This is a genomic window from Streptomyces sp. NPDC058198, assembly GCF_042882605.1.
Lineage (GTDB): Bacteria > Actinomycetota > Actinomycetes > Streptomycetales > Streptomycetaceae > Streptomyces.
On sequence record NZ_JBHVVP010000010.1, the window covers coordinates 93,018 to 106,508 of the forward strand.

Sequence of the window (13,491 nt, forward strand, 5' to 3'; positions counted from 1 at the left end):
AGGCTCAGCGTGCTTCGGCGGGCGGGGGAGTACGGTCGAGCAGCGCGGCCACCGCCGAGCGGAAGACGCCGAGACGGTCGGCCGCCTCGGCCGCGCCGATCCGCGGTTCATAGACCGCGGCGGGCTTCCACTCCGGTATCACCTGCCGCAGCGCCAGCTCCGGATCGAGTCCCAGCCGCGCGAGCGCGCCCACCCCCAGCGCCGTGACATCGGGCAACGCCGAGACCTCCACCGGGCGTTGCAGCAGATCGGCCTGGGTCTGCATCAGCAGCGCGGACCGGGTGAGACCTCCGTCGACCCGCAGGCTCGTCAGCGGCGTACCGAGATCGGTGGCCACCGCGTCGGCCAGCTCCACGACCTGGGCGGCGATGCCCTCGCACAGCGCGCGCACCAGATGCCCGGCGCCGGTGTCCAGGCCGAGACCGGTCACCGAGCCGCGCAGGTCGCCGCGCCACCACGGCGCGGCGAGTCCGGCGAGCGCCGGTACGAACGTGACCCCGCCGCTGTCGGGTACGGACAAGCCGACCGGGTCGAGATCGGCGGCCCCGGAGATCACCCCGAGATCGGTGAGCCAGCGCACGGCGGAAGCGGCCGTGTAGACCTGTCCGTCGAGGCAGTAGCTGGTACGTCCGCCGAGCCGCCAGGCGACACAGCTGACCAGGCCCGTCGTCCCCCGGCGCGGCCGGTCGCCGGTCTGCGCGAGGAGGAACGCGCCAGTGCCGTAGGTGCACTTGGCGGTGCCCGGTTCGGTCACGTTCTGCGCGAGCAGTGCGGCCTGCTGGTCGACGAGCAGCCCGGTCAGCGGGATCTCGTCGCCGAAGGCGGTAGTGGTGCCGACCGGTCCTGCGGCGTCGACGATACGGGGCAGCGCCTCGTCGGACAGCCCGAAGATGTCCAGGGCCGCGGGTGACCAGTCGACCCGGTCGAGGTCGAGCAGCTGGGTACGTCCCGCGGTCGCGGCGTCCGTGACGAACGCGCCGGTCAACTGGTGGATCAGCCAGGAGTCGCTGGTCGTGACGGCGCCCTCGCGGGTCAGCCGGCGCCGGATCCAGGCCATCTTGGGCGCGGCGAAGTACGGGTCGAGGGGCAGCCCGGTCAGCTGCGTCAACTGCTCCTGGTACGGGGCGAGTTCGACGCAGATCGGCTCGGCGCGCCGGTCCTGCCAGACGATCGCGTCGGTGAGCGGTGCGCCGGTGCCCGGATCCCAGGCGAGCACGGTCTCGCCCTGGTTGGCCAGTCCGACGGCCGCGACCGGTTCCGCCGCGTCGGCGAGGGCCTGGCGTCCGGCGTCGAGCACGGAGGACAGCAGGACGGCCGGATCGACCTCCACGAGTCCGCCGGAGCCGTACCGGGGAGGCGCCGGGGCGGATCCCGTGCCGATCACCCCGCGTTCGGGGCAGATGACCAGTGCTTTGGTGGACGAGGTGCCCTGATCGATGGCGAGTACCGGCCGGGCGGCTGAGCCTCCGGAGGCGCTGTGCGCGTGCTGGGCTGGCGGCATGTCCCGTTCTTCGGTCGCAGGAACGTGCTTCGGTCGCAGGTACGTGAGGGGGTAGGTGATTGCTGTGCGAAAGCGTGATGCAGGTCAGAGCGGGCGTCAAGGGTGCTCTGGGCCGTCCGTGACCGGAAGCGGCGCGGCCTGTCCCGGCGGCCCGGACCCGGCCCGTTGGAGCAGTCCCGGGAGGTGCCCAACCCCCGTTGATCAACGGAGAGTTGCGAAAGATCAGCAAAGTGTTCGAGTGCCGACACTCCGAGCCCTACACTGATCGCCGAACAGCGCCAGGGCGTCCTCGACCGGTTCGCCCTTGCCTGCGGGCACGACAGGTCCGTGTCTTCGTACGACGACGCCGGGCCGCTTCACCCCCCACCGTTCCAGAGGATCCATGACCACCACATTTCCACCCGGGCGCCTCTTCGGCCGTGCCCGGTCATGTACGGCCCGCGGGGCGCACACCCCGGACCGCGGGAGTGCGCGACACCCCCGCGTCCCTGGGCCGCCAGGGACAGGGACGGGGGCCCTGTGCTAGGGCGTGTTGCGAAAGTAGCGCCGTCCGCCCGCAGGGCGGGGCTCGCGGCGTCCGGCGCGTGTGATCGCAAGGCGGAGGATCGTCCTCGTACTGGACGTACTCGGACGACTCCGACAACGCGGCGAGCGTGCGTGCCGGGCGTCACGAGCCAGGCGGGACTTTCGCAACACGCGCTAGTTTCCCCGCTCCTGTCGCCACCCGGGCGGACGGAGCCGAGCTGATGGCGAGCGGGAATTTCCGCCCCGTCTACCACCCGGCGGGCCACGACAACGACCTGCGCACCGCGGTCCAGGATCTGCGCACCGGCCGCTGGGTCTCGATGCGCAACCTCCTTGACGAGACGCCCGATTGGGCGCGCTGGACCCAGCGGACCCAGGTGCTGGCCACCGTGGCGGCCGGTTCCGACGCCGTACAGGCATGGCGGGCGGAAGAGCCCCGGAGCGTCGCCGCGACCGTGATGCACACTCGGGTCCTGGTGGAGCGCGCCCTACGAGCCCATCGTGAGGGGCATCCACGCACCCAGGAGCTGTGGCAGGGGGCCTGGGAGGCCTGCGGAGACGCAGCACGCCACGCTCCGGCGGATCCCGTGCCCTGGGTGTGTCTGCTGGCCCTCTCCCAACTCGACGGCCGGCAGCGGCTGGAGGAACACCGGCTGGCTCCGCCGGGGCCGATGCTGTTCCCCGGCCCCTGGGCCCTGCTGGCCGAGGCCGACAAGCGCGATCCGTACAACCGCGAGGCGTACCACCGCATGCTGCAGTTCGTCTACGCGCGGCGGACCGACGGATCGCTGTCTGAGGCGGTCAACTTCGTTCAGTGGGCGGCCTCTTCGGCGCCCGAGGGCTCCGCGCTGCACGCCCTGCCGCTGTTCGTCAGAGTGGAGCGCTACCGCCGTGAGAACGGCCACGAGAAAGCGCTCGACCTCCACTGGGTCACGGAGGACGCGACCCGGGACGCCCTGCGCGCCCTGCATCTGTGGTTCGACCGGGCGGCCCTGGACGAGGTCTCGCTGCTCGACCTCAACTATCTGGCGCACGCCCTGTGGGGCGGGCTCCAATTCGATGAAGCGGCCCGGGTGTTCGACGCGCTGGGACCGTTCTACGCCGCTCTGCCGTGGGCGTACCGCACCCGCAGCCCCGGCGACTCCGCTCAGGCCGAGGAGGTGTTCCTCCGCGCCCGAAGCCGCTGTCTCGGCGCGGCCCGTGATCCGCGGAACGGGCCGTCCGGCTGAGCCGCGTCCGCACCGCGCCATGTCCCACCGCACCACTGACGTCCCCCCTTGTTGATGTCCTTACCGGAGGTACTTCCATGTCCGTCTCCCCACCGGCCTGGTCGAAGGCCGACCCCACACCGCAGAAGGATGAAGAGCAACGGCTGCGCGAACTGGGCTATCAGCCGGTCCTCGCCCGCCGTATGGGCGGCTTCGGCAACTTCGCCATCAGCTTCTCCGTCATCTCCATCCTGTCCGGCTGTATGACCCTGTACGGCTTCGGAATGGGCGCGGGCGGCCCCTCGGTGATGCTCTGGGGCTGGGCGGGCGTCGGCCTGTTCGTGCTCTGCGTCGGCATGGCGCTGGCCGAGGTCACCAGCGCCTACCCCACCTCGGGCGCCCTCTACTACATGGCCGACCGGCTGGGCGGCCGTAAATGGGGCTGGTACACCGGCTGGCTCAACCTGCTCGGGCTGCTGGGCGCCATCGCCGGTATCGACTACGGCGCGGCGCTGTTCACCGGGGCCTTTCTGAACCTCCAGTTCGGGTTCACCCCCACGCCCGGCTGGACCATGGTCATATTCATGTGCATCCTGCTGCTGCACGCCGTGCTGAACCTGTTCGGCGTCCGGCTGGTCAGTGTGCTCAACTCGATCAGCGTGTGGTGGCATCTCGGGGGTGTCGCCGTCATTGTCGGCGCCCTCGCGATCATCCCCGACCACCACCAGTCGGCCTCGTTCGTCTTCACCGAGTTCGTCAATGACACCGGCTGGGACAACCCGATCTATGTGGCCGCCATCGGCCTGCTGCTGGCGCAGTACACCTTCTGTGGCTACGACGCCTCCGCGCACCTGTCGGAGGAGACCTCGAACGCCTCCGTCACGGCCGCGCGCGGCATCGTACGGGCCATCTGGGTCTCCTGGATCGCCGGTTTCGTCCTGCTGGCCGGCCTCACCTTCGCCATCCAGGACTACGCGGGCGCCCAGAACAGCGCCACTGGCGTGCCGCCCGCGCAGATCCTGATCGACGCCCTCGGCACGAGCGGTGCCACGGCGCTGCTGCTGCTCGTGATCGTGGCGCAGCTGTTCTGCGGCAACGCGGAAGTCGCCGCGGCCAGCCGGATGGTGTTCGCCTTCAGCCGCGACAACGCCCTGCCGGGCTCCGCGCTGTGGCGGCGCGTCAGCAGCCGCACCCAGACCCCGGTCCCCGCGGTCTGGCTGTCGGTCATCGTCGCGTGCCTGCTCGCCGTGCCGTCCCTGTACTCCGCGACCGCGTACGGCGCGGTGACGGCCATCAATGTCATCGGCATCACCCCCGCGTACGCCATCCCGATCTATCTGAAGCTGCGCGCCGGAAACCGCTTCGAGGCAGGACCCTGGACGCTGGGCCGCTGGAGCAAGCCGATCGGCTGGATCGCCGTGGTGTGGGTGGCCCTGGTCACGGTGCTCTTCTGTCTGCCGCAGTCGAACCCGGTCACGGCCGACTCGATGAACTACGCCGTGATCGCGCTGGCCGTCGTGCTGGTGCTGGCGACGGTGTGGTGGTACGTCGCCCGTGGCTCGTACAGCACGCCGAAGGCGTACGGAAGCGCCCGCGAGCAGTCGGAGATCTCCGAAAGCATTGTCTAGAAGGTATCTGTTCAGCAGCACCCAGCAGGACGTGGTGTGCGGCGGCCGGGGCCCGGCCCAGTGCAGGGCCCCCGCCGCGCGCCACCCCTCGGTCTCCTGAGGAACGCGCCGCCCTTCTCTTCGGGCTCTTCGCGCTAGTTCTCCTCGACGAACCTCCTCGCCAGTTCCTTGCCCTGCTGGACGGTGGCGGCCCGGTCTTCGAGGGTGGAGATCTGGGAGTCCTTGAAGAGGATGTACGTCACCCCCTCGCCGGCGCCGCCGCGATCGGGGTCGGACGGGATACCCAGGGCGCGGGCCATGCCGTACGACGCCTCCCCGATGATCCCGGGCGGGCCGGTGTCGCCGACGACGGCGTACTCCACCTTCTCGCCGTGGATGACGGCCGCTACGGAGCCGCCCCGGATGCCCGACGAGCTGAAGTTCCAGATCGAGCTCGCGTTCGGCACGACGATGTACGGCAGCTCCTCCGAATTCAGCGGCTGCCCGTCGGACTGTGTGTAGGCGGTCGTGGTCTGGAACGTCCGGTCCGTGGCGCCGTTGCACCCCGACGTGGACTGTCCGTCGCAGTCGATGTCCATGTCGGCCTGCCAGAACACGGCGCCGTTCGCGTCGCAGACGGGGACCGTGCCCGGACTGCCTTCGTCCAGCCGGTACATGCCCTGCGAGATCTGGTTGCAGCGGCTGGCCTTGGCCAGCAGGTCCGCCGCGCTGACCTCGTAGTTCTGGGCGGGACCGCCGCGGCCGACCGCCCTCTGCCCGGCGGGCGGGCCCGGCGCGCCCTGGCGGGCGGACGGCGCGGGGCTGGGCGGTGCGGGGGCGGGGGCGGTGTAGGGCGGCGCGCCGGCCGGGGGTGCGGGGGACGGCGCGGCATAGGGCGGTTCCAGGACGTGAGAGGGCTCGGCCAGGGCGGGGAGCACGATGGCGGGGAGTGCCGCGGCGGCCACCAGTGCCGTGCCAACGGCGATGACAACATGGGTGCGAGTCTGCACGGAGAAAGATCCTTTTCGTGGAAGGTGAGGCCGCTAGGGCCTGTCTGACACATCCGGCCCGGCCCGCGGCGCCCGGCACGCGCACACGCTGCGCCGTTCGGAGTCAGCCATGTCTGTCCTGCATGTCTGTCCCGGCCCTGGTGCGACGCAGGCACTCCGCCGTGCGACGGCAGGAGCCGACGGGACAGCAGACGCTCCGTGGCGGGCGCGAGCCGCGCCCCTCGGGCGGACGGCGCTATGTGTCAGACAGGCCCTGGCTGCCGGACCGGCCCTGCGGGCCGGTCGGAGGGGGACGGCGGTAGGCCCGTATGCACTGGTCCAGCCGGTCGAGGAACACGCGCTGTCCCGTCACCAGCGGCTCCACCGCGTCCGCCAGGACGAACCAGGCGACCCGGTCCAGCTCCGGGAACTCACGCAGGACGCCCGATCCCCGGGGCCATTCCATGGTGAACGTGCCGGGCACGGCCAGGGCGGGGTCGAGATCTCCCTCGACGGCCCAGACGGTGACCGACTTGCCGCTCCGCTGACGGGACTCGCCGAGCGGTGTCCACGGTCCCTCGGGCGGCGGCAGGCCCAGCTCCTCCTGGAATTCGCGGCGGGCGGCGGCCTCGGGCCGCTCCTCGGGGCCGTACTCGCCCTTGGGGATCGACCAGGCAGCGGAGTCGCGGCCCGACCAGAACGGCCCGCCCATGTGCCCGAGAAGCACTTCGGGACCGGTGTCCGTGACCCGGTACAGAAGGAGCCCCGCGCTTCGCTTGCCCGACATGTCGTCAAGTCTGTTCGCGGGCATATCACGTCGCCATTCGGACGCGGGGAGAAACGCCGTCCTCAGCGACGGTGGGACGGGGCCCGGCGGGGGAACGTACGGGCCACAGGCCTGCGGTGAGGCCCCAGGATCTTTAGGGGTGCCACCGAGCCGATTGTATGAAGATTGCGCCGTCCGGGGTCCGTGGCCGTCGTCCCAAAGGTCTGACGGACCGTTCGGCTGACGGGGCATAGGACACACCCACACGCAGGACGGGGCCCGGCCCCTCGATCAGAGGCCGGGCCCCGCGTGTGCGGACCGCTTTACCAGCTCACGTGCTCCCTATGAGCGCACGTGCTCCTTACGAGCTCATGTGCTCTAGGGGAACGAGGTCACCGTCGACGGGATGGTCGAGGTGCCCGAGGTGGGTGACCCCGTGCTGTTGATGACGTGGTTGTACTGGCCCATGCCGCCGAGGGAGACGACCAGCAGATCGTGGAACTTCACACCGGGTTTGACCGGTGCCTGGAATCCATGGTCCTGCTGGATCGTCGAGTCGGAGGTGTAGTTGCAGTAGCTGCCCATCCCCCAGCCCTCGTGGTTGTTGACGGAGTCGGCGACCTTGTAGGCGGCGTACCCCTTGATGTTGCCGTTCTGGATCGACGCCTGGTTCGGCGCGTCGTACGCCTTCTCGTTCTGGAAGAAGATCGTCCGGCCGTTCTCGCCGACCCACTCGACGTCGTACTTGTTGAAGTGTTCGACGAAGAGACCGGTCGCCAGCACATCGTCACCGTTGACCCGGAGGCCGTAGTCGGCCCGGTTGGTCTCCCAGCCGACGCCGGCGCCATGGTCGGCACGCCAGATCCAGGTGTGGTCGATGATCGTGTCATCGCTGTTGATCACCATGCTGGTGGTCGCCTTGCCGGGGCCCGCGCCGCCGATCCTGATGAAGACATCCTGGACCGTGGTCGGGTTCGCGGAGTGGTCCGCGGCCGCGCCCTGGGGGCCGACCTCCAGCAGGGTCGGGGAGTTCACGGGACCGGCGTCGATGAGGAAGCCGGCGAGCTTCACTCCGTCGACATCGGCGACCTTCATGGCCGTCACCCCGTTGTCCGGGATGATCGTCGCGAGTCCCAGACCCAGCACGACCGTGTTGGCGCGGTTCACGTTGATCGACTGGTCGACGTGGTAGATGCCCGGGGTGAAGATGAGGTTGAGCCCCTGGGCGAGCGCCTGGTTGATCGTCGCGGCGGTCGCTCCCGGCTTGACCACGTAGAACTGGTCGAGCGGCAGGGACTGGCCCTGCGGCGCGCCGTTGCCCCATGTGGTGCCGCGCGCGTTGGTGCGCTTGGCGGGGACGAACACCTTGTAGGCGTTGCCGTCCAGGTAGAGGAACGGCTTCTCACGGGAGACCGGAGTGTTGTTCAGCGTGGTGTACGGCGGGTTCGGGAAGCTCTGCGCCGGCGCACCCTCCACCCCGGAGAACGTCATGTTCCAGACACCATTGGTCCAGCCGCCGACGGAGCTGTCGCGGGTGTACCACTGCTGCTGGGAGTACGGTCCCACGGTGCCGTCGATCTTGCTGTCGGCGATGTAGCCGCCACTGGCCCAGCCGTACCCGTTGGGGGCCAGGTTGAGCCCGCCCTTGACGTGCATACGGCGGAACGGCGCGGCCTGCGCGACGGCCCAGCGGTTGGTGCCGCTGACCGGGTTGAGCGCCAGGTTCTCGGCGGAGCGCCAGAAGTTCTGGGTGGCGTTGCCGTTGAACCAGCCGGCGTCCACGGTCACATCACCGTTGAAGGTGGTGTCGTCGGGCGACAGGCCGAGGCCCGAGATCGACGTGTAGAAGCCGAGGTTGGCGTTGATGTTGTTGTACGTGCCGGGCTTGAACAGCAGCTGGTAGCGGCCGGTGCCGAACTGGGCCGACTCCTGCTGCTGGAAGATCCGGTCCAGCCTGCCCTGGATATTGGGGGTCGACGGGTCGAAGACCACCACGTTGGGACCGAGGTCGCCACCGCCCGGGAGCGGGTCACCGGTGCCGCCCGAGGTGCCGCCGTAGACCTGGAACTCCCAGAGGGAGTAGCCGTACTGGGTGGCGCGGGCGGTGCCGTACACCCGTACGTAGCGGGCGCTGCCCGAGACATTGAGCGTCTCGTTGCCGCCGGGGCCCGTGGTGGTGGAGTACGCGCTCGTCCAGCTCGTGCCGTTGGTGGAGAACTCGATGCGGTACGCCTTGGCGTAGGCGGCTTCCCAGCGCAGCACGATCTGGCTGACCGCGAGCGTGGAGCCGAGGTCCACCTGAATCCACTGCGGGTCGGCGGCGGCGCTCGACCAGCGGGTGCCGTTGTCGCCGTCGACGGCGCCGGTGGCGGGGGTGCCGCCGTTCTCCTGGCTGGAGGCGGTTACCGGCTTGCCCTGGGAGAGCAGGGTGGGCGCGGCCTGAGCGGTGGTGCTGGGGATGAGGAGTAACAGCGAGGCGATCAGAGTGGCCGCGACGGAAGCGGCCAGTCCCCGCCTGCGCGCGGGCGAGGATCTCCGGAACGCCGGTGAGGAGAGCGGAGGAGCGTGCATGGGCAGGTCTCCTGAGTCATCGGACGACGGGCAGTCATAGCGGGAAAGAAGCCGGAGAGCGCTCTCTCGGCAGGAGAGATGCTTCTCTCGTGTTTCGTACACGTCAAGAGTTGTGCGCGAAACCGGCGCGACCCGTTCCGGTGCGAACAACAAATAGCGCGCGTGTCGCGGTGATTGTCACTATTTGTTCAGTGTCCCGGGTAGGGGTCTTTTCAGGATCTGACGACGGACCCGAGGAAGTGGAGCATTGCTACGAGCATGGGGTAGCGACGCTAACGAATGAGTGTTAGCGTTGTTCCAACGGGATGCGGAGAGCGCACCCAGACCGGAACGGAGCATGGCCATGACGGAGAACACCACGCAGAACACGACCCCCGCCCGCCGCGTCGCCATCGTCACGGGCGGCTCCCGGGGCATCGGCCGGCAGAGCGCCGAGCGTCTGGCGGCGGACGGTTTCGCGGTCGTCGTTGTCTACGCGGGGAACAAGACGGAGGCCGACACCGCGGTCGAGGCGATCACCACCGCGGGCGGCCAGGCCATCGCGGCGAAGGCCGACGTGGCCGACGAGGCGGCCGTCGCCGCGGTCTTCGACACCGCCACGGAGACCTACGGCGGAGTCGACGTGGTCGTGCACGCCGCGGGCACCATGACCCTGGCGCCGCTGGTCGAGACCGATCTCGACGCCCTCGACCGGATGCACCGCACCAACATCCGAGGCACCTTCGTCGTCGACCAGCAGGCGGCGCGCCGGCTCCGCGACGGTGGAGCGATCATCAACTTCTCCACCTCCGTGCTGGCCCTGGCTCTCCCCGGCTATGCCGCGTACGCGGCCAGCAAGGGCGCCGTCGAGGCGATAACGCTGATCCTCGCCCGTGAGCTGCGCGGACGGGACATCACCGTCAACGCGGTGGCGCCGGGACCGACCGCGACCGCCCTGTTCCTGGACGGCAAGGACGAGGAGACCATCGCGCGGATGGCGGCCCAGCCGCCCCTGGAGCGCCTGGGCACCCCGGAGGACATCGCCGAGGTCGTCGCCTTCCTGGCAGGCCCCGCCCGCTGGGTCAACGGACAGGTCCTGCGCGCCAACGGCGGCATCATCTGACCGCGGTCCGGCCCCTCCCGTCTTCTCCCTCGCCACCCGTTTTCTGCTTCCTCACCCTCTCGTTCCCACATTTTTTCTTGAAGGAGTTCCGCCATGGGCAAGACCATCGTCATCACAGGTGCCGGATCCGGCTTCGGAGCCCTCGCGGCCCGCGCCCTGGCCCGCTCGGGCCACACCGTCTACGCGGGCATGCGCAACACCACGGGCCGTAACGCCCCCAGGGTCGAAGAGGCCGCCGCGTACGCCGCTGAGCACGGCGTGGATCTGCGGACCGTCGAACTCGACGTGCTGTCCCAGGAGTCGGCCGACGCCGCGGTCGCGACCATACTCAGCGAGCGGCCGACCCTCGATGTCCTGATCCACAACGCCGGCCACATGGTGACGGGCCCGACCGAGGCCTTCACTACCGAGGAGCTCGCGGCCGTCTATGACACCAATGTCCTCGGCACCCAGCGGCTCAACCGGGCGGCTCTGCCGCAGCTGCGCGCCCAGCGGCACGGACTGGTGGTCTGGATCGGCTCCACCAGCACCAAGGGCGGCACCCCGCCCTATCTCGCCCCCTACTTCGCGGCCAAGTCCGCCATGGACGCCCTCGCGGTGAGTTACGCGGCGGAGCTCGCCCGCTTCGACATCGAGACGTCCATCGTCGTGCCCGGTTCCTTCACCTCCGGGACCAACCACTTCGCCACCGGCGGTCACCCCGCCGACGAGAACATCGTCAAGGCCTACGAGGAGCACTACGCGGGTCTGATGGATCAGGTGTCCCAGCGGCTGGCCGCCCTGGCCCCGGCTGACGCCGATGTCAGCCAGGTCGCCGACGCCATCGTCAAGGTCGTCGACGCGCCGCACGGCGAGCGGCCCTTCCGCGTTCATGTCGACCCGGCGAACGACGGCTCCGAAGAGGTCAGCGACGTGGCCGACCGGGTGCGCGGCGAGTTTCTCACCCGCATCGGTCTCGCCGACCTGCTGGCCCCGCACGCCGCGTGACGGTGAGGGATCTGCCCGGCCAGGACCCGCGGGCCGCGTCCCCCACGTGGGGGACGCGGCCCGCGGTGTGTACCGGAGGCGGGGGATCCGCCGGGCAGGGCCTAGGCGGAGGCCGCGGCCTGGGGCGCGTTCGACACCTTCTCCAGCCACTCGGTCAGCAGCGCGGCCTCGACGGTGGTCAGGGCCGCCGGCGGCGACTGCCGCACCAGCGCCCCCAGGCGGGCCGCGGCCGCCGGTGTCTCGGTGCCGGGCCCCGCGGGAACGGCGGCCGGGGCCGCATCGCCGGCCGGGGCCGTGCCGTACATCGCCTCGGGAGTGAAGACCGAGGCATGCACCGCGTCCCGCACCCGCCGCGACAGATCGGGGTCGGTGAAGGTGGCGGGACGGGCGACCAGCATCAGCGCCACACCGACATTGGCCGACATGACCATCTGAGCGGCGAGATCGGGGGAGATCCGCAGCTTGCCCTGGGCCGCCGCCCGTTCCAGGTCGCGGGTGAGGATCTGATGCGACTCCAGGGCCGAGGTGGGCGGCTTGTGCATCGAGGGGGAGTTCATCAGCCGGTACAGATTCGGATGCGTCACCGCGAACTCGACATGGGTGTCCCAGCCGTTGCGCAGATCCTCGATCGGGTCGGAGCTGAGCTCCCGCGCCCGCTTGGTCGCCAGATAGGTGTCGAAGCCATGGTCGACGACAGCGGAGAGGAGCCCTTCCTTGTCGCCGAACTGCCGGTAGAGCACCGGTGCCCCGACCTGAGCGGCCTCACAGACCGCCCGCGTGGAAATCTCGCCGTCGGGCGACTTCGCCAGCAGATCGGCGGCCACCTCCAGAATGCGTGTTCGCGTGCTCATACGAGGATGCTACCAACGAGGGCGTAGCGCTGCTATCGCATATATGTGTCAAACGTTACGCCCCGGCGCCCCGCCGGCGTGGCTGCCGCTTCTCGGAGCAGTCGTCGGATGCCCGCGGTGGCACGCTGGAGGCGCTGCTCCAGCGCGACCGCGACAGCGCCCGGGCGGTCATGACCCGCCTGAGCGAGATGCTCGCCGTGATGCACGCACAGCGGGGTCCGGCCTTCGGGAAGGTCGCGCACGTCGCCGGGGACGAGGTGCGCGAGGACCGGACCTGCGAACAGGTCGTTCTCGGCCGGGCGCTCCGCGACCTCGCCGAGGCCGCCGGCCGTGACAGCCGAGTGGCCGCCACGCGTGGCCCGTTGGCGCGGGTCACCCGCGAACTGGCCGCCGCCGTGCGGCCGCGCCACGCGTACGGACTCATCCACGGCGAACTGGGCCCCGACCATGTGCTCGTCGACCCGGACGGCCACCCGGTGCTCATCGACATCGAGGGACTCATGTACTTCGACATCGAGTGGGAGCATGTCTTTCCGCGCATCCGGTTCGGCGAGGACTATCCGGTGCTGCACCGGGCCGGACTCGATGAGAACCGGCTGCGGTTCTACCGGCTCGCCACGCATCTCTCGCTCGTCGCGGGACCGTTGCGGCTTCTCGAAGGGGACTTCCCGGACCGCGCGTTCATGCGGAGCGTCGTCGAAGCACATCTGCCACACGCGCTCGCCCATCTGACGGCATGAGGCGACCCCCCGGGCGCGCGGCTTCCGCCCGCTGTCGCAGGAGTCCGGAAGTCCGCGCCGAATGCACACGATTGTCGATCACGCAAGCCGGGAATCAGCAAAAGACGGACCGGCTGCGGTGCAAGGGCCCCGGAGGGCCTCCCCGTTCGGGGCAGGCACCCGGTCCCTGACGAAGGGAGTGATCGCCATGCGTGGGCACGGACATGCCCGGCGGCGTGCCGCACGCGCCACGTACGTTCTGCCGCAGTCGGAGACATCTGCCCGCTGGGCACGGCATCTGACGACCGCCTACCTCAGCCACGGCTGCGGCGAGACGGTCTCGGCGGACCGGGTGGACGACGCGACGCTCGTCGTCTCCGAACTGGTCACCAATGCCACCCGCCATGGCCGCAGCAGCTGCCGGCTCCAACTGAGCGTGCGGGACGGGCGGGTCACCGTCGAGGTCCACGACAACAGCCCCGTACAGCCGCGGCTGCGCCCGATGGACGCGATGGCCGAGGGCGGCAGGGGAATCGCGATGGTCCGCGAGCTCTCACGGCGGTTCGCCGTGCTCGGCGGGCCAGGCAGGGGCAAGACGGTACAGGCGGTCCTGGCCTGTTAGCGCTGCTCCCGGCTCCCGGCATCGATTGCCCTGTCGCGGGACT

At 70.1% G+C, this 13,491-nt stretch carries 11 protein-coding genes; 6 read left to right on the forward strand and 5 right to left on the reverse strand.

Going from position 1 to position 13,491, the window contains the following annotated elements:
• Positions 1 to 4 precede the first annotated feature (4 nt).
• Positions 5 to 1,501 carry an FGGY family carbohydrate kinase gene (locus ACFVWW_RS26955; RefSeq protein WP_386878087.1) on the reverse strand — a complete coding sequence of 499 codons (1,497 nt, stop codon included), beginning with the start codon at positions 1,499 to 1,501 and terminating at the stop codon, positions 5 to 7.
• Between the two features lie 746 nt (positions 1,502 to 2,247).
• On the opposite strand from ACFVWW_RS26955, the gene ACFVWW_RS26960 reads away from it, so the two are divergent.
• Positions 2,248 to 3,255 carry a hypothetical protein gene (locus ACFVWW_RS26960; protein ID WP_386878088.1) on the forward strand — a complete coding sequence of 336 codons (1,008 nt, stop codon included), beginning with the start codon at positions 2,248 to 2,250 and terminating at the stop codon, positions 3,253 to 3,255.
• Between the two features lie 77 nt (positions 3,256 to 3,332).
• Complete coding sequence (locus ACFVWW_RS26965; protein ID WP_384192413.1) at positions 3,333 to 4,862, forward strand: amino acid permease; 1,530 nt, start codon at positions 3,333 to 3,335, stop codon at positions 4,860 to 4,862.
• A gap of 134 nt (positions 4,863 to 4,996) precedes the next feature.
• Here ACFVWW_RS26965 and ACFVWW_RS26970 read toward each other — a convergent pair whose 3' ends face one another.
• The 3 genes from ACFVWW_RS26970 to ACFVWW_RS26980 all read right to left on the reverse strand — a co-directional run bounded on the left by ACFVWW_RS26970 (position 4,997) and on the right by ACFVWW_RS26980 (position 9,167).
• Positions 4,997 to 5,851, reverse strand: a complete 855-nt coding sequence (locus tag ACFVWW_RS26970; RefSeq protein ID WP_384192412.1) for a glycoside hydrolase family 75 protein — start codon at positions 5,849 to 5,851, stop codon at positions 4,997 to 4,999.
• Positions 5,852 to 6,086: 235 nt separating this feature from the next.
• Positions 6,087 to 6,617 (reverse strand): NUDIX domain-containing protein, encoded by a 531-nt coding sequence (locus ACFVWW_RS26975; RefSeq protein WP_384192409.1) that lies wholly within the window; start codon positions 6,615 to 6,617, stop codon positions 6,087 to 6,089.
• Between the two features lie 357 nt (positions 6,618 to 6,974).
• Positions 6,975 to 9,167, reverse strand: coding sequence for a discoidin domain-containing protein (locus ACFVWW_RS26980; protein WP_386878089.1), 2,193 nt, complete (start codon positions 9,165 to 9,167; stop codon positions 6,975 to 6,977).
• A gap of 343 nt (positions 9,168 to 9,510) precedes the next feature.
• Between ACFVWW_RS26980 and ACFVWW_RS26985 the strand changes: the two genes are divergently transcribed.
• Positions 9,511 to 10,269 (forward strand): SDR family oxidoreductase, encoded by a 759-nt coding sequence (locus ACFVWW_RS26985; RefSeq protein ID WP_384192404.1) that lies wholly within the window; start codon positions 9,511 to 9,513, stop codon positions 10,267 to 10,269.
• A gap of 93 nt (positions 10,270 to 10,362) precedes the next feature.
• Positions 10,363 to 11,256 (forward strand): SDR family oxidoreductase, encoded by an 894-nt coding sequence (locus ACFVWW_RS26990; RefSeq protein ID WP_384192401.1) that lies wholly within the window; start codon positions 10,363 to 10,365, stop codon positions 11,254 to 11,256.
• Positions 11,257 to 11,357: 101 nt separating this feature from the next.
• On the opposite strand, the gene ACFVWW_RS26995 is transcribed toward ACFVWW_RS26990, so the two are convergent.
• A complete protein-coding gene (locus ACFVWW_RS26995) occupies positions 11,358 to 12,107 on the reverse strand; it encodes a TetR/AcrR family transcriptional regulator (RefSeq protein ID WP_384185608.1) in 750 nt (249 codons plus the stop codon).
• On the opposite strand from ACFVWW_RS26995, the gene ACFVWW_RS27000 reads away from it, so the two are divergent.
• Positions 12,092 to 12,847: a phosphotransferase gene (locus tag ACFVWW_RS27000; RefSeq protein WP_386878090.1), complete on the forward strand. Its 756-nt coding sequence runs from the start codon at positions 12,092 to 12,094 to the stop codon at positions 12,845 to 12,847. The two genes, ACFVWW_RS26995 and ACFVWW_RS27000, sit on opposite strands and share 16 nt — an antisense overlap.
• A gap of 187 nt (positions 12,848 to 13,034) precedes the next feature.
• Positions 13,035 to 13,448 carry an ATP-binding protein gene (locus ACFVWW_RS27005; protein WP_384185614.1) on the forward strand — a complete coding sequence of 138 codons (414 nt, stop codon included), beginning with the start codon at positions 13,035 to 13,037 and terminating at the stop codon, positions 13,446 to 13,448.
• Positions 13,449 to 13,491: the final 43 nt, after the last annotated feature.

Coding starts and splice junctions, on each gene's coding strand:
- ACFVWW_RS27005 (WP_384185614.1), top strand. CDS start 13,035: ATGCGTGGGCACGGACATGCCCGGCGGCGTGCCGCACGCGCCACGTAC.
- ACFVWW_RS26960 (WP_386878088.1), top strand. CDS start 2,248: ATGGCGAGCGGGAATTTCCGCCCCGTCTACCACCCGGCGGGCCACGAC.
- ACFVWW_RS26990 (WP_384192401.1), top strand. CDS start 10,363: ATGGGCAAGACCATCGTCATCACAGGTGCCGGATCCGGCTTCGGAGCC.
- ACFVWW_RS26980 (WP_386878089.1), bottom strand. CDS start 9,167: ATGCACGCTCCTCCGCTCTCCTCACCGGCGTTCCGGAGATCCTCGCCC.
- ACFVWW_RS26975 (WP_384192409.1), bottom strand. CDS start 6,617: ATGTCGGGCAAGCGAAGCGCGGGGCTCCTTCTGTACCGGGTCACGGAC.
- ACFVWW_RS26985 (WP_384192404.1), top strand. CDS start 9,511: ATGACGGAGAACACCACGCAGAACACGACCCCCGCCCGCCGCGTCGCC.
- ACFVWW_RS26955 (WP_386878087.1), bottom strand. CDS start 1,501: ATGCCGCCAGCCCAGCACGCGCACAGCGCCTCCGGAGGCTCAGCCGCC.
- ACFVWW_RS26995 (WP_384185608.1), bottom strand. CDS start 12,107: ATGAGCACGCGAACACGCATTCTGGAGGTGGCCGCCGATCTGCTGGCG.
- ACFVWW_RS26965 (WP_384192413.1), top strand. CDS start 3,333: ATGTCCGTCTCCCCACCGGCCTGGTCGAAGGCCGACCCCACACCGCAG.